18 protein-coding genes are annotated in these 17507 nt (G+C 56.9%); 4 read left to right on the forward strand and 14 right to left on the reverse strand.

All coding sequences use genetic code 11. The features are described 5' to 3' along the window. Positions 1-216: 216 nt before the first annotated feature. The 6 genes from HNR62_RS13465 to HNR62_RS13490 form a co-directional block, all read right to left on the reverse strand. Positions 217-1404, reverse strand: coding sequence for a Wadjet anti-phage system protein JetD domain-containing protein (locus HNR62_RS13465; protein WP_204796599.1), 1188 nt, complete (start codon positions 1402-1404; stop codon positions 217-219). A gap of 4 nt (positions 1405-1408) precedes the next feature. Further along, positions 1409-4843, reverse strand: coding sequence for an ATP-binding protein (locus tag HNR62_RS13470; protein WP_204796600.1), 3435 nt, complete (start codon positions 4841-4843; stop codon positions 1409-1411). Then, positions 4836-5441 carry a DUF4194 domain-containing protein gene (locus HNR62_RS13475; protein ID WP_204796601.1) on the reverse strand — a complete coding sequence of 202 codons (606 nt, stop codon included), beginning with the start codon at positions 5439-5441 and terminating at the stop codon, positions 4836-4838. The genes HNR62_RS13470 and HNR62_RS13475 overlap by 8 nt, the downstream gene beginning before the upstream one ends. 1 nt (position 5442) lies before the next feature. Further along, complete coding sequence (locus HNR62_RS13480) at positions 5443-6915, reverse strand: DUF3375 domain-containing protein (protein ID WP_204796602.1); 1473 nt, start codon at positions 6913-6915, stop codon at positions 5443-5445. Between the two features lie 24 nt (positions 6916-6939). After that, positions 6940-7122 carry a hypothetical protein gene (locus HNR62_RS13485; protein ID WP_204796603.1) on the reverse strand — a complete coding sequence of 61 codons (183 nt, stop codon included), beginning with the start codon at positions 7120-7122 and terminating at the stop codon, positions 6940-6942. Positions 7123-7252: 130 nt separating this feature from the next. Beyond that, positions 7253-7489, reverse strand: a complete 237-nt coding sequence (locus HNR62_RS13490) for a LysR substrate-binding domain-containing protein (protein WP_239552807.1) — start codon at positions 7487-7489, stop codon at positions 7253-7255. Positions 7490-7562: 73 nt separating this feature from the next. On the opposite strand from HNR62_RS13490, the gene HNR62_RS13495 reads away from it, so the two are divergent. Next, positions 7563-8414 carry a bifunctional allantoicase/(S)-ureidoglycine aminohydrolase gene (locus HNR62_RS13495; RefSeq protein ID WP_204796604.1) on the forward strand — a complete coding sequence of 284 codons (852 nt, stop codon included), beginning with the start codon at positions 7563-7565 and terminating at the stop codon, positions 8412-8414. A 121-nt stretch (positions 8415-8535) separates the two neighbouring features. Here the strand turns inward: HNR62_RS13495 and HNR62_RS13500 are convergent, their stop codons facing one another. Both HNR62_RS13500 and HNR62_RS13505 read right to left on the reverse strand, forming a co-directional pair. Then, a complete protein-coding gene (locus HNR62_RS13500) occupies positions 8536-9405 on the reverse strand; it encodes a pirin family protein (RefSeq protein WP_204796605.1) in 870 nt (289 codons plus the stop codon). Positions 9406-9422: 17 nt separating this feature from the next. After that, a complete protein-coding gene (locus HNR62_RS13505; protein ID WP_204796606.1) occupies positions 9423-10025 on the reverse strand; it encodes an FMN-dependent NADH-azoreductase in 603 nt (200 codons plus the stop codon). 69 nt (positions 10026-10094) lie between these two features. On the opposite strand from HNR62_RS13505, the gene HNR62_RS13510 reads away from it, so the two are divergent. Beyond that, positions 10095-11012 carry a LysR family transcriptional regulator gene (locus tag HNR62_RS13510; protein WP_204796607.1) on the forward strand — a complete coding sequence of 306 codons (918 nt, stop codon included), beginning with the start codon at positions 10095-10097 and terminating at the stop codon, positions 11010-11012. 20 nt (positions 11013-11032) lie between these two features. On the opposite strand, the gene yjjG is transcribed toward HNR62_RS13510, so the two are convergent. Continuing rightward, positions 11033-11425 carry a pyrimidine 5'-nucleotidase gene (gene yjjG, locus HNR62_RS13515; RefSeq protein WP_204796648.1) on the reverse strand — a complete coding sequence of 131 codons (393 nt, stop codon included), beginning with the start codon at positions 11423-11425 and terminating at the stop codon, positions 11033-11035. A 145-nt stretch (positions 11426-11570) separates the two neighbouring features. Here yjjG and HNR62_RS13520 point away from each other — a divergent pair, with 145 nt between their 5' ends. After that, positions 11571-12179: a LysE family translocator gene (locus HNR62_RS13520; protein WP_204796608.1), complete on the forward strand. Its 609-nt coding sequence runs from the start codon at positions 11571-11573 to the stop codon at positions 12177-12179. 36 nt (positions 12180-12215) lie between these two features. Here the strand turns inward: HNR62_RS13520 and HNR62_RS13525 are convergent, their stop codons facing one another. Beyond that, a complete protein-coding gene (locus HNR62_RS13525) occupies positions 12216-12599 on the reverse strand; it encodes a VOC family protein (protein WP_204796609.1) in 384 nt (127 codons plus the stop codon). A 191-nt stretch (positions 12600-12790) separates the two neighbouring features. Here HNR62_RS13525 and HNR62_RS13530 point away from each other — a divergent pair, with 191 nt between their 5' ends. After that, complete coding sequence (locus HNR62_RS13530) at positions 12791-14146, forward strand: MBL fold metallo-hydrolase (protein WP_204796610.1); 1356 nt, start codon at positions 12791-12793, stop codon at positions 14144-14146. 347 nt (positions 14147-14493) lie between these two features. Here HNR62_RS13530 and HNR62_RS13535 read toward each other — a convergent pair whose 3' ends face one another. The 4 genes from HNR62_RS13535 to HNR62_RS13550 form a co-directional block, all read right to left on the reverse strand. After that, positions 14494-15660, reverse strand: coding sequence for a glutathionylspermidine synthase family protein (locus tag HNR62_RS13535; protein WP_204796611.1), 1167 nt, complete (start codon positions 15658-15660; stop codon positions 14494-14496). Next, the gene (locus HNR62_RS13540) at positions 15660-16280 is read right to left on the reverse strand and encodes a DUF1190 domain-containing protein (protein WP_204796612.1); all 621 of its coding nucleotides are present in this window, start codon (positions 16278-16280) and stop codon (positions 15660-15662) included. Before HNR62_RS13540 ends, HNR62_RS13535 begins: the two co-directional genes overlap by 1 nt. A gap of 9 nt (positions 16281-16289) precedes the next feature. Next, a complete protein-coding gene (locus HNR62_RS13545; protein WP_204796613.1) occupies positions 16290-16706 on the reverse strand; it encodes a DUF350 domain-containing protein in 417 nt (138 codons plus the stop codon). A gap of 149 nt (positions 16707-16855) precedes the next feature. Then, positions 16856-17500 (reverse strand): YjfK family protein, encoded by a 645-nt coding sequence (locus HNR62_RS13550; RefSeq protein WP_204796614.1) that lies wholly within the window; start codon positions 17498-17500, stop codon positions 16856-16858. Between the last annotated feature and the right edge of the window lie 7 nt (positions 17501-17507).

Consider the following 17507-nt stretch of genomic DNA (forward strand, 5'->3'; position numbering starts at 1 on the left):
CCCCCAAGGATGGGTTTATGGCGTGTCGAGGGAGGCGGCTGTGTTGCCTCTGGTCTGGGGCCTCAATATGACCATATCATTACTGGGATTGGTATAATGCGAAATGTACGGTTTTCTAGGCTCCCCTTGATGAGGGTTTATGGCCGGGGGTTAATTTATTTTGTTTTAAATTGAACGCTTCCTATCATTTTTCTCCGGCTGTCGGTTGTTTTGTATTCAGGGGAGCGCGGCCAGAGCCTCTTCCAGTAGCGGAAAAGGGACTCTTTCCTGCTCCAGGCGCAGATTGGGCTGCCAGTGGTGTTGCTTGAGTTGTTGATAAAGCTGTTGTTCGGACTCGTTCAAGTGTGGCAGTTGCGTGGCTGAATGGGGTTTGGCTTCGACTCCCCATAGCGGGCGACAGTGCAGCAGGGTGTCGCTATCCATCAGCAAGGATTGCGCCTGAGGAAAGTAGCTGCGCAACTGCGAGAGCATGGCAAAGCCATGGCTGTCGATATCGCCCCAATAATGAAGGCGGCATTGTGCCAGCCAGGGCACCTGTTTCAATATTTGCACGCCATAACCGAGGCCGAAGATTACCAGGGCATTCCGTGTGGCGGGAAAGGCGAGGCCGTTTACCTTGTTTTCGGTGATAAAAACCCGGTCGAGCAACAGGTCCAGTTTGCTGAACGCATCCAGAGGTATGGTCAGATCGGTCAAGCCGCCCAGCTCGGCGGCCAGCGCGGGGTCGAGCAGGCGAAAGCGTACAGTGGGCTGTTCGTAGTTAAGACCATAACGCTTCTCGAAGCCGTGTTCTTTCAGTCCATTAAAGTGTGTATCAATAGCCGCTTCGGGCAGTAGCTGGTCGAGCAGCGTTTTAAGGATTGGCTTGTGGGCTTCAATAAACTTGCTGTCTACGCCCGTTATATCGAGTTGGCGGATATATAACCCCGGCCGTGGGTGGGCGACCAGATAGCGACAGACCGCCAAAAGTTGCGGCCAGCAACCGGCGTATTTACCAATGATGGCGGCGGCTGGTGGTAGCCAGGCCGCCAGCGCAGGGAAGCTGGCTTCAATGAGTCCGCTATCGGCCATAAAGTGGCGCCAGGGTTGCAGTTGGCCAAGAAAGCGCGCCAGCGCGTCCATGCTGGCAAACTCGATGGCCACCGGTAATCGCTGGCGGCCCATGGTCGAGAATTGAAACTCCTGTTCGACCAGATTGACTTCTTTTACCGTTTTCAGCTCATTTCTGAGTTGCAATAATTGGCGCTGGCACAAGGCAAAGTCATGCAGCAATTGCTTGTCGCTCGGGCGGGGGAGCTTGACTTGATAGGGAAAGTCGAGCGTTCCCTCCAGCCAGGCCCGGTGCCAGCTTAAGCGATGCCACTGTTTATTCAGCTTGTTGCGAATGGTCTTGAGCTCCAGCATCTAACTAGCTTGTCTCCCGGATCATCTGTTTGTAAGGCTGCAAATTCTGGTGTTGTTGCTGCTGATGTTGCTGCTGATGTTGTTCCAGCTGCTGGCGATATTCGGCTATGGTCATGTTGAGCACCATGGAGCGATTTTGTTGCTGATCGACAAAGTGAACCTGTTGCACATAATGCTCGATGACATCGAGTTTTTGTAACGGCGTAACCAGCAACAATTGCAGACCCAGCTTTTTAAATAACTCCAGGCCAAAGCGGGTGCTGTCTTTGGAGCCGCGGGCGAAGGCTTCATCGATGACCACCAGATTAAACCGGCGCCGATGTTCGCCTTCTTGCCCTACCAGCCGGTATTGCAGCAGGATGGCGGCGGCAAGAATGGAATAGGCGAGCTTTTCCTTCTGGCCACCGGACTTGCCACCGGAATCCGAGTAGCATTCTTTCTCGCTGTTATCTTCCCGATAGCGTTCAATCACGTTAAACAGCTGCCAATAGCGCACATCGACCACTTTCTTGGTCCATTTTGGTTCGTTGCGCATTTGCTCAATCAGGCTTTTGACCTGCTCAAACTTTTGCTCCGAATACAGGTTGTCGTCGGTGGCGTATTCCACGCATTGCTTCAGTCGTTGCTTGAATTCGCGGATTTCTACATCCGGTGACGCCACGCCGTCTACTTCGATATAGGTGCCGTCCTGGTAATCCAGCTCCTGTAACGATTGGTTGATCAACCGAATGCGGGCGGCAATGTCTTCTTCCTGGCGATCGAGCTGACTGCGAAATAACGCCATGGCACGAATGGTGTCCTGGTTGAGCATCTCTTTAAAGCGTTTTTCGTGGCGCGGTAGATCCTCTTGCTGCAACTGACTCAGCAGTGCCTGATATTCCGTTAACGCCGCCAGACTTTGGTCCAGCTCGGTGACATCGTTGGGGAAGGCGTGGCCAAACTGCCCCATGGCCTTGATCATCTGGCTTTCTTTACGGCCCCGTTTTTCTTCCAGGTGTTGAATTTTATCGTTCAGCTTACTGCGCAGTAGAGATCCCTGATTGGCGAGCATTTCTATGCGCAGATTGTCGTGGGCACCATATTGACGAAACAGGGCGCCGAGGCCGGGGAAGTACTGCTCTTTTGCTCGCTCGGGCAAGGCGTGCAGTTGGGCTTCTTGCGCGGCCAACACCTGACTAAAATTCTCGATGTCGCTGGCAAGTTTGCCTTGCTCGGTTAACTGTTGATCTCGTTGTGTTTGCAGCCGAGTTTGGCTGTTTTTGGCCGCTTTCAGGGTTTTTTGCAGCGCCTGCAGCTGATCCGAAGATTGTTCAAGTTGCCGATATTCCTGTTGCAACTGCTCAATCTGCTCACTTGACTGTGGCCAGTCGAGCTGCTCAAAATCGAGATCAAACTCGGCCAGATTCAAGGCCTGGCGGCGTACTTCATCGAGCTGTTCACGTTGTTGTTGATGCTGTGCCAGTTGCGAGTGCAGCGCACTAATCGCCTGTTGCAGTTGCTGGTGCTGGGCAGTTAACAGCTGTATTTTTTGCTTGTTGCTCCAGCCCAGTACATAACGGCTCTGGTCGTTAATGGCGTAGCGGTCGTCTTTTTCGTGACGAGAAGGCCCCGACTTTATTTGGCCCTGGGCGGTCAGCCCCTTGTTGCTGCGGCGAAAATCTTCCAGGTTGGCACAGCAGTGATAATTAAAGCGCTGCGTCAGTTCTTTATCCAACCAGGCATAAAGCGGGCTATCGGGCTTGATCTCCACCTTGTCGGGCAACTGGCCCGGTTCGGGCTTGATGGGTAGATAATCGGTGAGCGTTTTCACTCTGTGATACACTAGGCGCGAACCCAGTTTCGTTTGCTCGATAAAATTGCTCACCGAGACATACAGGTGCTCGGGTACCAGCAGGCTGAGCGCAAAGTTATGCAGTACCCGCTCGATAGCGCCCTGCCAGGCTTGTTCGTGGGGCTTTATTTGTAACAGCTCGCCGACGAAGGGCAGCTCGGTTTCGGTCACGGCCAATGCCGCACAAAGTTGCTCGCGGATCTTTAGCTGACGCAATGGAATATTGGACTGACGCTTTTTCAGTGCAACCAGCTCATCGTTAATGGCGTTCTGTTGGGACTGCTGTTGGCTTAAATCGTGTTTTAGCGCGTCTCTTTGCTGTTCTTTCTGCTCTTGTTGCTGACTAATGTGCTCAACATGCTCTTTGGCTTGGGCCAGGTTGGTGACAAAAGTGTCGCTCTCCAGCTGTTCATTCAAGCCCAGGGCTCGCACCAGCTGCTGATAACGATGGGCGTTGCCCTGGCGCTGGTCTCGCTCTTTGCCGAGGCGTTGCATATCGGTGGCGAGTTGCTGTAACCGGCCACCACCCTGGCTGTAAATGTCTTCACTCAGCTGCTCAATCTGCAGTCGATGCTGGTTCAGCTGTTCGTCAAGCTGCTGCAAGTTGAGTTTGGCTTTATCTTGCTCCTGGCGTTTTTGCTGTAGCCGTTTCTGGTACAGCGGCACCGCCAGGCTGGCCATAAAGACATCACTCAGCTCGCGGCTTTGATTGTAATGCTCTTTTTCCTGTGCCGCCGCGAGCGCGTCATTGCCCAGCTGACTGACGGGTTCAAGCAGGCCCACTTTTTGTCGTGCCGCCACTACCGCATCATGCACGCGTTTAAGGGCATCATAACTGCTCTCCAGCTCCTCTATTTGCGCTTCAATCGCGGGGGCGGTCAGCATGTTTTGCCGCACAAAATCGGTGACCGAGCCCACCGACTTCATGGATATCGTCTGGTTGAACAGCTCCAGCGCGCGGCCATCGGCGCCTAAACCCAACTGTTTGCTAAAGCACTGCTGGTAGGGTGCAAAATTATCGAAGATCTCGATATCGCTGTGTTTACGCAGACTTTTGCGCAGATCGGCCATTTTACTGCCAAAGTTGGCGAAGTGTTTCGCCAGACCAAGCCGGGATTGTGCCACCACAAACAACCGGCGAACTTTTCGCTCGCCCGGTTTCAGCCAGAATACTTGCGCCAGGGTGATGTCCTGCGCCAACGCCGAGGAATGAAATTGCGCCAGTAACACGCTGTAATGATCGCCCCCGCGCAGGCCCACGGCTTTGGCTTTGCCGTAATCATCTTGTTGGGAGGTGTAATAGCCATGAAAGTAAGACTCAAGCGAGCGTTCCTTGTCATCGGCTCCCGCCGCCTTGTTAAACGCCACCTTGCGCGGTGGTACCAGCAAGGTGGTGAGACCATCCACCAGGGTGGACTTGCCACTGCCAATGTTGCCGGTGAGCAGGCTGTTATTGCCGGCCAGATTAAGCTGCCAGATTTTTTGGTCGAAGGTGCCCCAGTTCAACACCTCGAATTGCTGCAATCTGAAGCCATTCAAGGTGCCGCTATCGATATCGGTATCGGTGTTGGCGTTAGCATTAGCATGAGTGGGCAGGGTATCAGTCATGGTGTTGCTCCTGCTGCGGCGTCAGCAATTGGCTGAACTCGGCAATTTGTTCGGCATTAACGAAGGCCTTGATGATGCGCTGCACTTCGAAGTCGTCGGGAAAATTGGTCATGGTGCTCAAAAAACCCATTTCGATGACTTTTTTGATCAAGGCATCGTATTCGCGCTGTTGTTTCAGCTCGTTGCTGACCTCGGGGCTGTAAGGCTGCAGCCATTGATAAATTTCCTGGCGGTTAACGATAAGGCGCGGCGTACTTTCTTCATCGTCGTGTTCGGCCAATCGCTTGCGCAGGGCAACCAACAGCAGGGTTTGCGCCAGGGTCAGGCTGCGTCTGGGGATCAGGCGCGGTAGTTCGACATCGTCATCTTCAAACTGCAGTTGCGTCATAAAGGCGTAGCCTTCGGCTTCATCCAGCGTTAAGCCCAGGCCAAGGTGCTGAAAATAATCACGAATGGCCTGCTGATCCCGCAGCAGTTGTTCCCACAAATCACGATGGCGAGCACGGTACACAGGGCCTTTAAGCAGCCTGATCAACAGTGCCGACCGGTCACGTTGGGCTTGTTCTGATAATGCGTGGCTGGCTAGGGTATCTGACATATCAGCGACTCCGGATAAAGGTGATGGCGGGAATGTTAATGGTGCGGGTAAGGCCGGGTTCCGGCTGCCAGCTGATGACTTGCTCCCGTTGCTCATCGATATGGGCGGGCAGCACCTGCTCGCAGGCAAGCTTGATATAGGTCAGCAGTTCATCCAGTCCGTAGCGCAGCGGATAACGCGCTATGATTTGTTCCAGCGTGGTTTGACCGTGGCTGTCGAGCAGGCATTGGCTGATGTTTTTTTGTAGCTGCTGCTCATCGATGTGACTGATGGCTAACAAGGGAGTGAGATCCACCTGCTCGGTGGCGTCGCCCATTTCCGGCTGGGAATCAATGTGCTCGCTGCCTTTATCCTGATACAGCTGACGGCTAAAAACAGGGTTAATGGCTGCTTGTGTACCCGCCAGCGTGGTGAGCTCGGCTTTGACATCGATCTGCGGTTGGGCATTATGTTGATGGGCAAGCGCTTCAAACTCATGAATAAGCTCGATAATGCGGCGGTTATCCTGAGATTGCTCCTGAATATAGCGGCGTAACTGGTCGGTAATTTGCTGGCGGGTGCCGTGCACCTTGGCGCCGGCTTCCAGCAGGTAGCTGTAAAGATGGCTCAGCAGCGAGTCCTGCTGTACCAATATCCGGCCTTGCTCCTGACTGAGCAGTTCTTGCAGATTGTGCCGCATGCTGTCTCGTAGCTGTGGCGTCATCAGTAACTCGAAAAATGCGCTAAACGACTGGCCTTCGTCGGAGTCATCGATCACATCCTGATGGCTGAAGATATGATCCAGTACCTCTCCTTTATGGCCACCGCGCAAGCTGATGGTTTTGCGGGTTTCTTTATCGAGGCTGCGAAAGTTGGCTTCAACCTGGCGAAAATCTCCCAGCAATTGCCGTGACATATTGCCGAGCAAAAACAGCCGCTCTCGCACCTGGGTGTCGGAAAATCCGCTGTCCTGGCCCAGCTCTACGGCAATGATCTCCTGCTCTATCTCTGCCTTGCGCGCCCGCAGCGTGTGGAGCTTGGCCTCGCTGTCTTCGCTGGTGCCCTGTACGAGTTCGCCAATGAGATCGAGCAACATCTTCAGTCGCGATTCCGTACCCACAAACTGCCGGCCTTGTATTTCTTCCAGCCAGCGCAGTACTTTTTCCACTTCCGGCAGCAGATCACACTCCGGTTCGTCTGCTTGTTGAGGCAGGTATTTGCGCAGATAGCCACCCTTGGCGTTGATCCAGTCATCAATATAGGCCCGCGCCGACTTGGGATATTTTTCATCAATGCAGCCGTCGGTAATATTGAACAGATGCTGCTCAAGCATCGCAACCAGTTCCAGGTACGGAATGCTGCGTCTGTTAGTGGCGATAAAAGCGTGATGAAAGAAGCTGGCGAGCAAAGCAAAGTGCTGAGAGCGCAATAAGCGCAAGGCCACACTGTGTTCTTTAAATTGCTCGAGTTGGTCATAACTTAAGGCGGTGTTCATCAGCGGACTCCGGGTAACAGCGTGTTATTGTCGATGAGTGGCGGTGCTGGAATCGTTATCTTTTGTTAACTCAAACACATGGATCGTGCCCTGTTTTTCCAGATCGGATAGTTCCCGGCTCTGGCTGAGCAGGACGGCATCGGTCAGCTGTTGCAGAGCCAGTTGATAGTTTTGCAACCGTTGCTGCCAGCGAATATCCTCGGACATTGACTTACTCCATGTGTGCTGATGGCATTACCCTCTTACTTTACCGCTTTGGTGCGATAAGGGGAAAGGAACAAGACCGGAATGACTATTGCCGGCAGGTGTCGTTGCAGGTCTCGTCACAGGCGGCCGATCAGTCGGTCGGCCAGCTGGCCAGCCCCGGCACGCTGCCCTGGCGTTGTTTGACCAGTGCCAGATCCATATCGCCTCGCTGAAACTCACGCCAGATGTCGCTGCACAGGCCGCTTTTCACCTCCAGCCGAATACCCAGGTACTCGCTCGAGAAGGCCGATAGCGTGGGCATGATGGCGTGAGTGGCAAAGTCTTCCGGCACCCCCAGACGTATTCTACAATAGCGGGTGTTCACCATTTATACAGTCGTGTCGGCCGGCGTGGCGCTTGTCGGCGAGCCGCCGACTTTCTCGTATTAAAGGACAGATACCATGGCCCGTAATACCTATTATGCTCCCAAGGGCGGCCTGCCGCCCCAGACTCAGCTGATCCACGATCGCGCGGTATTCACCGAAGCCTACGCCATTATTCCCAAGGGGGTAATGAGCGACATAGTGACCAGCTTCCTGCCATTCTGGGATGAAACTCGTCTGTGGGTGCTCGCCCGTCCTATGAGCGGTTTCTCCGAAACCTTCTCCCATTACATCATGGAAGTGTCTCCCCAGGGCGGCAGCACCAAGCCCGAGCTGGACTCCGGTGCCGAAGGCGTTATCTTCATCGTTGAAGGTGAAATGACCCTGACGTTGGAAGGGAAGGAGTATCACATGGAGCTGGGTGGCTATGCCTACCTGCCGCCGGGTGCCAACTGGGCCATCAATAACAACAGTGGCGAGCCGGTTCGCTTCCACTGGCTGCGCAAGGCGTACGAATTTGTGGACGGCATAGAGGTGCCGGACGCCTTCGTCACCAACGAGAACGACATAGCGCCGACTCCGATGCCGGACACCAACGATGCCTGGGCCACCACCCGTTTCACCGATCCGACCGATCTGCGTCACGACATGCACGTGAACATAGTGACCTTCCAGTCTGGCGGCGTGATCCCGTTCGACGAAACGCACGTGATGGAACACGGCCTCTACGTGCTGGAAGGCAAGGCGGTTTACCACCTGAACCAGGACTGGGTTGAAGTGGAAGCCGGCGACTATATGTGGTTGCGCGCCTTCTGCCCACAAGCCTGTTACGCCGGTGGCCCGACTCGTTTCCGCTACCTGCTGTACAAGGACGTTAACCGTCACATGGTGCTGAACGCTTCTCCTGCCTATCGCGGCAACCGCAAGTAAGCAGCACGGGCCAATAATGCTAAAAGGGCAGCCCACGGGCTGCCCTTTTTAGTGTAAAGCTCCATCAGGGTACGGCCTTGCCTGCCGTCATGCCTGATTTACTTCGGTATCCCGGTATTTGTCAGGCCAATCGGCCATGACGAAAATCTTGCACCGCCTGGTAGATTTCTTCTTTGGTGTTCATGACGAAGGGGCCGTATTGCTCAATCGGTTCACGCAGTGGCTGGCCGGCAATCAACAAAAAGCGGCTGTCTTGCAACGCCTGAACACGGACCCCATCGCAGTCGTTACTCGTGTTTAATATCGCCATGCCGGGCGCTTGCATGGTTTGCTGCGCCATATCAATTTCACCCTGATACAGCTGGATAAATGCGTTATGCGCAGGGGGAATTTGTTGTACCAAATGGCTGCCTGCCGGCAGGTGCACATCCAGATACAAAGGCGCGGTAATCGGGCGTTGCACTGCACCCTGAACGCCATGGCTGCTCCCGGCAATCACACTAATGTGTGCGCCCGAGTCGGTCACCAAACGTGGTATGGTTGCGGCGTCAAGATCCCGATACCAGGGCGCAGTCATTTTTTCATGGCTGGGCAGGTTCAGCCACAGTTGAAAGCCGGCCATGCGGCCCGCAATTTGCTGTGGCATTTCAGAATGAATCACGCCGCGCCCGGCGTTCATCCATTGCACACCACCGGACTCCAACAAGCCTTCATTGCCTTCGCTGTCGCGGTGCAGCATGCGGCCTTGCAACATATAGGTAATGGTTTCAAAGCCGCGATGCGGATGGTCCGGAAAGCCCGCGCTATAGTGGTCGGGATCATCACTGCCAAAGGCATCGAGCATTAAAAAAGGATCGAGGCGTTGCTGCAACTGAGCATCCAGATAGCGCGTTAATGTGACTCCTGCGCCATCAGAAGTGGCGCGTCCGGTAATAATTCGCTCGATTGAACGTGAGCGCGAGATAACGTCCGATGGCAACAGCGTAGACATGATAAGGCTCCTGAAGGTTATACGTTTAAGGCCAGCGTCAGGTCGTGTTCAGCTTGAGTAAAACCGGTTTGAGCGGCTTGCTCTCCCATGTTTAACCCTTCAGCATAAATAAAGTGTTGTTCGGTAATACCAATAAACGTTAACAGCGTTTTTAAAAAAGGTGTTTGGCTGTCGGCCTCGGTGCCGCGATAAATGCCGCCACGTGCAAAACCAATATACGCCTGCTTGTCTTTCAGCAAGCCTTGTGGTCCCTGGTCGGTATACCGAAACGTCACGCCGTTAAGGACGACATTATCAATCCAGTTTTTCAGCTGGGCAGAAATACCAAAGTTATACATGGGCACACCCAGCACCAAGGCGTCACAGGCTTGTAATGCCTGGACCAGTGCCGTGCTTTGCTCGGCCCTGGCCGCTTGCTGTTCGGTACGCAGCTCGGCGGGGGTAAACAAGGCGGTAATGGCATCATTATCCAGTGCTGGTGCAGGCTGGGTTGCCAAATCAAGCACCTGTACTGTGGCATCGGGATTGTTTTCCAGCAACCGCTCTACAATGCGGTTTGCAACGCGAGTCGAGTTGGCATCCGTGGCGCGAGCACTGGCATTAACTTGTAAGATTTTCATTTGGAATGGCCTCCTGAATAAGATGTAATTACTCTATATCATCGACCAATCAATGATTAGGCGGGGTAAATGAGTAACATTGTTCCATTACCAGAACAATTGTCGGCAGATGACTTGCTGATCTTTGCGCAAGTGGCGCAATTACACAGCTTTACCCAGGCGGCCAACCGGCTGGGCAGGCCCAAATCCACAGTCTCAAGGCGTATTACCGTATTGGAAGAGCAACTGGGTGAGCGGTTGTTTGTGCGGACGACCCGGCGTATGACATTAACCGAGTTTGGCGAACAGCTGCTGGATCATGCCCAACAAGTAACGGTAGAAGTGCAGGCGGCCTGGGCGCTGAGCGAACAGCGCAAGGTGCTGCCGAGCGGGCGGTTGCGGGTGTCTATTCCCAGTGATTTCGCCAACCTGTTTTTGGTCGACATGCTGGCGGCGTTTGTTGCCCTGCACCCCGAGGTGTCTTTGGAGCTGGATCTTTCTGCTCGACGGGTAGACTTGCTGGGCGAAGGCTTTGACTTGGCCGTACGCATGGGCGCCTTGCCCGACGATGCTCTGCTTACCGCCCGTCGTCTCACGGTATTTTCCAGCGGCTTGTATGCCGCGCCCGAGTATTTATTACGACAGGGCGAACCGCAGCAGCCGGATGACTTGCAGCAACACCAGGCCGTGCGTCTACTCACACGTACCGGCGAGCCAGCCAGGTGGCATTTGTGTAATGGTGCCAAACAGTGGCAAGGCGTGCCATTGGGCCGTTTAAGTGCCAACTCGCCAGTGCTGTTAATGCGCCTGGCCTGCACCGGCGCAGGCATTGTTGAAATTCCGCATCAGTTTGCGCTAACCAGCGTGCAGGCTGGCCATTTACGCCCAGTGCTATCAGACTGGAGTGCGCCCGAGCACATTGCCTGGGTCGTGTTTCCCGGCCGACGTTTAATGCCCGCCAAAACCCGTGCTTTTATTGACATGTTGCATGCCGCCCTGAACGAATAAGAGGGGTAAGCCATATTTAATCACTGATGAGGCAACAACAGCTGGTGCAGTTGGTTGAGGGAGCTGACCTCAAAGTGTGGCCGAATGCCTTCGGGGGCGGCGCTGTCGTTGCTGTTTAACCAGCAGGTGTGAATGCCGGCGTTGAGGCCGCCCAGAATATCCGAGTGGAGGTTGTCGCCCACCATCAGAATCTGTTCTTTCGGCGGGTGGCCCATCTGCTCGAAGGCGTGCTCGAAAATGCCCGTATCCGGCTGGGCGACACCGACCTGCTCCGAGATCACCAGGGTGGAGAAGCTGTCCTGCCAGCCGGCCCGTTTCAGCCGGGTATGCTGCATGGCGGTAAATCCGTTGGTGATGATGCCCAGCTTCGCCTTGCCCTGCAGTGACTGGATCAGCTCGCGGGCGCCGGGCAGCCAGCAGAAAAGTGTTCAGTGTAGGGATATTGGCCGAGCAAACACAACCGCGCAGATAAATTCCGCTTAAACCGGTGCCGACTTCTGCCTTAAGATAGGGGCTGGATTCAGGCGGCAACGATTTGGCAACCGAGAGGCGAAAAGAATGGAATTTTCCAGCTGGCTGGCATTGGCGGCCATTTGTGCGATGGGGGCCATCAGCCCCGGCCCCAGCCTGGCGGTGGTGATGCGCAACACGGTCAGGGGCGGCCAGGGCCATGGGGTGTGCACCGCCCTGGGTCATGGACTGGGGGTGGGGCTTTATGCGTTGATCACCGCCCTCGGGCTGGCGTTGCTGATCACCCGTAACCCCATGCTGTTCGAGGTCATCCGTTACGGCGGCGCCGCTTTTCTCGCCTGGCTGGGCATCAAGGCGTTGCTGGCCCGGCCGGGAGGTGGCGATACCAGGATCGGCGAGCATCCGGTGCGTGGTCGTCAGGGCGCCTTCGAGGGCTTTATGGTGGCCTGCCTGAACCCGCAACTGGCCATTTTCTTCGTGGCGCTGTTCAGCCAGTTTGTGCGGGCCGACACCGGCTGGCAGCAGGGGGGCGTCATGATGCTCACCGCCGGTGGCATTGATGCGCTCTGGTATGTGCTGGTGGCGCTGCTGTTGTCGCGCGGGCCCGTGCTGGCCTGGCTCAAGGCCAAGTCGGGGCTGATCGACAAATTGAGCGGGCTGGTACTGCTGGCGCTGGCGGTGAAGGTGGTGCTTTAGAGGGAGGCGGCCCTGCACCAGGCAGGGCCGAGGCGATCAGCGCAGGGAGTGCAGGCCGATCATGTTACCTTCGGTATCGATGGCCAGGGCGACAAAGCCATAGGGGCCGATGGCAAACTTGTCGCGGGCCAGTTGCCCGCCATTGGCCACTACCTTGTGGGCCTGTTCGGCGCAGTCGTCACAGCGAAAATACACCAGGGTACCACCTCCACCGGGCGACATGCCGTTCATCTGCACCAGGGCGCCGCAGGCGCCGCTACCCTCGTCTTCTCCCGGAAACATCCACATTTCCGGCCCCTCTCCTTCCCTCTTTTCCGGCTGTTCCAGCTTCACATCCAGCACCGCCTCGTAGAATTTACGCGCTCGTGCCATATCCGCCACATAGAGTTCAAACCAGACCACGGCATTGCCTTTCATCATCTTGCTCCTTCATCGATGGGAAACTCATCAAGTCTAGTCCTCTTCGGTCAGCCGTGGCGCTGGAACGGCAGAACCCGCCAAACTGACGGATACTGAGAGCAGAAGGTGGTGGCAAACGCGGTTTTTATATTTGGCGACAGACCGATACAGGGTCTGCACCGCTTCGGCATCGGCAACATGAGGGGATCAGCATGAAGATTACCTTTCTCGGCGCGACCCAGACGGTCACCGGATCCAAATTTCTGGTCAGCAGCGGCGATACTCAAATTCTGGTGGATTGCGGCCTGTACCAGGGCTACAAATGGTTGCGGGAGCGTAACCGGCAACCGCTGCCGCTGGATCTGCGCAAGCTCGATGCCATTGTGCTGACCCACGCCCATCTGGATCACTCCGGCTATATACCGGTACTGTACCGGCAGGGTTATCGCGGGCCCGTTTACTGTCATCCGGCCACCCGGGCCCTGTGCGGTATTCTGTGGCCGGACAGCGGCCATCTGCAGGAAGAAGACGCCAAGTTCTACGGCCGGCACAAGCTGGGCAAGCATGAAAAGCCCGAACCCCTGTATGACCGGAAAACGGCAGAGAAGAGTCTGGCGTTGCTCCAGCCCCTCGAGTTTGGCCGCCCGCTGGAGATTGGCCCCCTGAAACTGCAGCTGCAGCCCGCCGGTCATATTCTGGGGGCCGGCAGCCTGATCCTCGAAGCCGAAGGTAAGCGGGTCGGGTTTTCCGGCGATGTCGGCCGGCCGAACGACCTCTTCATGCGGCCGCCTCAGCCGCTGCCCGAGCTGGATCTGCTGTTGCTGGAGTCCACCTACGGCGACCGCCGTCATGAAGACACAGACCCTTTCCGGCAACTCGAAGAACTGGTCAATGACACCGTGGCCGGCGGCGGCGTCATGCTGATCCCCAGCTTCGCCGTGGGCAGGGCCCAGACCATGCAGTATCTGCTGACCCGGCTGATGCTTGAAGAGCGTATCCCCCGACTCAAGGTGTTTCTCGACAGCCCCATGGCCATCGATGTCAGCGGCATCTATGCGCGCTTTGCCGACCAACACAAGCTGGGCCATGGCGATTTTCAGCAGATGAATCAGGCCATTACCTTTACCCGTACCGTGGAGCAATCCCAGGATCTGGCCGACGAGGTATACCCGCACATCATCATTGCCGGTAGCGGCATGGTCACCGGAGGCCGCATTCTCCACCACATGAGGCGGCTGCTGCCGGATCACAGAACCACCCTGGTACTGACCGGCTATCAGGCGGGCGGAACCCGGGGCGCCAAGCTGTCGCAGGGGGTGGAAAGCGTGATGATCCACGGTGACTGGGTGCCCAACCGCGCCCGTATCGAGATGCTGCACGGACTGTCGGGCCATGCCGATTACGTGGAGCTGCAGCAATGGCTGGCGGCCTCGGCCTTGACCGCCGACACGCAAATTCAGCTGATCCACGGCGAGCCCGAAGCACTGGAAGCGATGCGCGACCACCTGCGCCGCACCAGCCCCTATGATGTAGAGATCGGCGAATATCAGCGCATTTTGACGCTGTAGGCATGTACCCCCATGCCCCTGTACCCCAGAGGCAACACAGTCGCCTCCCACGACACGCCATAAACTCATCCATGAGGGCTCGGGAAATGCCGTCCATGGCATTTCACGGTCGTGGTAGTCGATCTCTGTTGCCTCTTTTGGAGCACCGAGTTGCCCGCAAACGACGCCAACAGGCGACTCTGTAGCATCAAGGAGGACAAAGGGATCTGCTCCAGCGACCATCACATGACAGGGATGTCATGTGCTGAGCGACACATGGATGTGCTCGAAGCGGGTCGTCGGAGCGGGCCCTTTGTTCGGGGTTGATATGACAATCGAATAGATCGATTGTTTAAATCGGATTGGTATCAACCCAGTATGATATGGGGCAGGTAGCGGGACAGATCCTGGGTGATGAGGCCGGTATCTTCCCGCACCGCTATGCCGGCGGGTTTATCGTCCACCAGCCAGCTGCCGATCAGGGCGTGGTTGTCGCCGAATTTGGGCAGCGGATGCCAAGCCTGCACTATATAGCCCTCTTCTCCATAGGGGCCATCTACCTCGGCCACCAGCTCGCCGTGGCGCATCACGCTGATGTTGGCGCCCTCGCGGGAAAACAGCGGCTTTTGCACATACTCCTGCAGCGCGCTGCGTTGGGGATCGTCGCCGAAATAGGCGGGTAACAGGTTGGGATGGTCGGGAAAGCGCTGCCAGAGCAGGGGCAGCAGCGCCTTGTTGGACAGCACCGACTTCCACAGCGGCTCCAGCCAGTTGACCCGGCTCGATGCCAGATGCTCCGCATAGTGTTCCTGGAACATGAACTCCCACGGGTAGAGCTTGAACATCCAGTCGATGGTGTGGTTGTCGGTGTCGGTCAGCCAGCCGCCTTCGCCCAGGCCTATGTCTTCGATATGGACGAAGGCGGTGTCCAGTCCGGCCTCCCGGGCGCAGTCTTCCAGATACTGTACCGTACCCCTGTCTTCGACCGTGTCCTTGCAGCAGGAAAAATGCAGTCGCTGGCCGGGATAACGGGCGGCCAGTTCCGCAAAGCGGGTCACCAGTCGCTCCTGCAGCAGGTTGAACTGATCCGCGTCGCGGCGCAGCCGGCCGGCATCGACGTTGTCTTCCAGCCACAGCCATTGCCAGAAGGCGGTCTCGAACAGGCTGGTGGGGGTGTCGGCGTTGTTTTCATACAGCTTGGCCGGGCCCCGGCCGTTATAGGCCAGATCCAGCCGGGAATAGAGGCTGGGATCGCGCCGTTGCCAGGAGTCGGCGATGCCCTGCCACTGGGCCTCGGGAATGCAGAAACGCCTGAGCCAGCATTCATCGCGTACCACCATGTCTACCACCTCCAGGCACATCTGGTGCAGTTCGGCGGTGGGGTCTTCGATGTCCCGCTCTATCTGCGCCAGGGTGAACTGGTAGTAGGCGGTTTCGTCCCAGTAGGGCTCGCCATACATGGTATGAAAACCGAACCCCAGTTGCTCGGCCTGAGTGCGCCAGTGGGGGCGCTCCTTGTGGCTGACCCGCAGCATCAGCCGCCCCAGCTCCGGGAGCCGGAGCGACTGCTGCTTTTGGTGCTTTTCCAGCTGCTCTTGGCCTGGGCGCTCGAGCCGAAGCCGCCGCGCGAGATGGTGCGGGTCACCTTGGGCTTGGGCGCCAGTGCCTCCTTGCCGACCGAGATGCGCTTGCCGTAGCCGGCCTTGCCCAGCCGATGGCCGTTGGCGGTGCTCCACTGGCCGTAGTAGGGCGAGTAGGGGTTGCGGGAGCTGTATACCGGGGTATGGGCATAGCGGTTGCCGTCGAGCAGGCGCCCGAACATGAAACCCGCCATGGCCGGCATGAACCAGTTGTTACCCTGATATTGATAAGGCACACAGCTGCCGCCGCCGAAGTCGGCTTCGCAGTCGCTGCGCTGGTTGTATTTGGGCGCCGTGTCGGCCGACTCGGCCAGCGCCTGCTGATAGGCGGCCCGGCACTGCTCGGCCAGTTGGGGGTTGTCGTTGCTGCAATCATCCGGTGACCGATAGACCTGCACCTCGGTGTCGCTTTGGCCGCAGGCGCTGAGCAGTACCGAGCCGGCGATGGCACCGCCCACCGGTTTGCCGATGCGATCCGCCATGCGAGAAAGCAGCTGACGTTTGGATCGTTTCATAAGGCCTCCTCAGTAGGTGATGCAGGCGGCGTTGAGCAGCCCCACGGCGATCGACAGACCGCCGACCACGGCGCCGGCAGAGACCTGACCTTCGTTGATGCGGGCGGCAATTTTGGGCAGAAACACCAGCCGCACCAGGGCGAAGGCCAGCAGCTGGGCCACCAGGGCGATGAGGCCCCAGACCGCAAAGTCCAGCAGCGACACCGAGTTGGCGGCGGCGCTGGCTACCGCCAGCGAGAAGCCGACGAAGGCGCCGACCAGGGCGATGGCCGCCGCCAGGTTCTGGTTTTCCTTGATCAGTTTCCATTCGTCATAGGGGGTGACCAGCACATAGAGCCACTTGAACAGCAGCAGCATGACGATGGACAGGGAGAAATACAGTAAAAAGGGCCCGAGGCCCGAAAGTGAGGTGAGTAAAGCGTCCATGAATATCCTTTATACCGTTGGTGGAAAATTGTCTGTTACAGGGTGCCGTAGGTTGCGGATGAGCGACGCGAATCCCAACTATCCCCAACTATCGGCCGGCGCAAAAATGCCGGAATTCGCTTCGCTCATTCCAACCTACTCAATAATCGTCAGCTCACAAACCGGAAATCGGTCGGGCCCAGATCGATGCCGGTCGCGAATATCAGGCTGCGCTCGGCCCGCTGGTGTAGAATTTTTTCTTCCGCCGCTACCATCAGTACTTCCACGTCATCGGTGTCTGCCAGCGGCCGCTCGTAGATCATTACGAACTGATCGGTCTCGCTGCGGCTGCCGTCCTTGAGCCAGGTGCTTTCGGTCATGGCTACCGGCCGGGTGTTGTCCCAGGCCCTGGTGAAGAGCTGGCCATCCAGGCTCCATTCCGGTTGCACCAGCTCGCTGTCGAGCAGCCGGTTCCAGGCGGCATCGCCGTCTACCGGCCGGGTCTGGTAGAAATACCAGAGCTTGACCTCGGCCACGCAGTCGTCGCCGGTGCCGCCGCTCAGCAGTACCTGCACAAAGCCGTCGTCGTCGGTATAGAAGCGCAGCAACTGATGGCTTTCGTCCAGAATGACCCGGCCCACGGCCTGGATGATCTGGGTGCCGGCCGCGCCTTCGAAGGTGACCTGTCCTTCGAGCAGCGACAGCTTGAGCGTATCCAGCTCGAAGCCGCCGCCCAGCCGCAGCCCCAGTATTTCCGGGGCCGGCTCGGCCTGAACCGACGGCGGCTGCATTTTTTTCTTCAGCCAGTCGAACATCTTATTT

The sequence above is a fragment of the Oceanisphaera litoralis genome (genome assembly GCF_016907015.1).
Taxonomy (GTDB): Bacteria; Pseudomonadota; Gammaproteobacteria; order Enterobacterales; family Aeromonadaceae; genus Oceanimonas; species Oceanimonas litoralis.

Excerpts from the sequence above, each read along its gene's own strand:
- HNR62_RS13470 (WP_204796600.1), bottom strand. The coding sequence starts at position 4,843 with ATGACTGATACCCTGCCCACTCATGCTAATGCTAACGCCAACACCGAT.
- HNR62_RS13520 (WP_204796608.1), top strand. The coding sequence starts at position 11,571 with ATGGAATTTTCCAGCTGGCTGGCATTGGCGGCCATTTGTGCGATGGGG.
- HNR62_RS13525 (WP_204796609.1), bottom strand. The coding sequence starts at position 12,599 with ATGATGAAAGGCAATGCCGTGGTCTGGTTTGAACTCTATGTGGCGGAT.
- HNR62_RS13545 (WP_204796613.1), bottom strand. The coding sequence starts at position 16,706 with ATGGACGCTTTACTCACCTCACTTTCGGGCCTCGGGCCCTTTTTACTG.
- HNR62_RS13510 (WP_204796607.1), top strand. The coding sequence starts at position 10,095 with ATGAGTAACATTGTTCCATTACCAGAACAATTGTCGGCAGATGACTTG.
- HNR62_RS13490 (WP_239552807.1), bottom strand. The coding sequence starts at position 7,489 with ATGGTGAACACCCGCTATTGTAGAATACGTCTGGGGGTGCCGGAAGAC.
- HNR62_RS13495 (WP_204796604.1), top strand. The coding sequence starts at position 7,563 with ATGGCCCGTAATACCTATTATGCTCCCAAGGGCGGCCTGCCGCCCCAG.
- HNR62_RS13465 (WP_204796599.1), bottom strand. The coding sequence starts at position 1,404 with ATGCTGGAGCTCAAGACCATTCGCAACAAGCTGAATAAACAGTGGCAT.
- HNR62_RS13485 (WP_204796603.1), bottom strand. The coding sequence starts at position 7,122 with ATGTCCGAGGATATTCGCTGGCAGCAACGGTTGCAAAACTATCAACTG.
- HNR62_RS13530 (WP_204796610.1), top strand. The coding sequence starts at position 12,791 with ATGAAGATTACCTTTCTCGGCGCGACCCAGACGGTCACCGGATCCAAA.
- HNR62_RS13500 (WP_204796605.1), bottom strand. The coding sequence starts at position 9,405 with ATGTCTACGCTGTTGCCATCGGACGTTATCTCGCGCTCACGTTCAATC.
- HNR62_RS13480 (WP_204796602.1), bottom strand. The coding sequence starts at position 6,915 with ATGAACACCGCCTTAAGTTATGACCAACTCGAGCAATTTAAAGAACAC.
- HNR62_RS13550 (WP_204796614.1), bottom strand. The coding sequence starts at position 17,500 with ATGTTCGACTGGCTGAAGAAAAAAATGCAGCCGCCGTCGGTTCAGGCC.
- HNR62_RS13505 (WP_204796606.1), bottom strand. The coding sequence starts at position 10,025 with ATGAAAATCTTACAAGTTAATGCCAGTGCTCGCGCCACGGATGCCAAC.
- HNR62_RS13540 (WP_204796612.1), bottom strand. The coding sequence starts at position 16,280 with ATGAAACGATCCAAACGTCAGCTGCTTTCTCGCATGGCGGATCGCATC.
- HNR62_RS13535 (WP_204796611.1), bottom strand. The coding sequence starts at position 15,660 with ATGCTGCGGGTCAGCCACAAGGAGCGCCCCCACTGGCGCACTCAGGCC.
- HNR62_RS13475 (WP_204796601.1), bottom strand. The coding sequence starts at position 5,441 with ATGTCAGATACCCTAGCCAGCCACGCATTATCAGAACAAGCCCAACGT.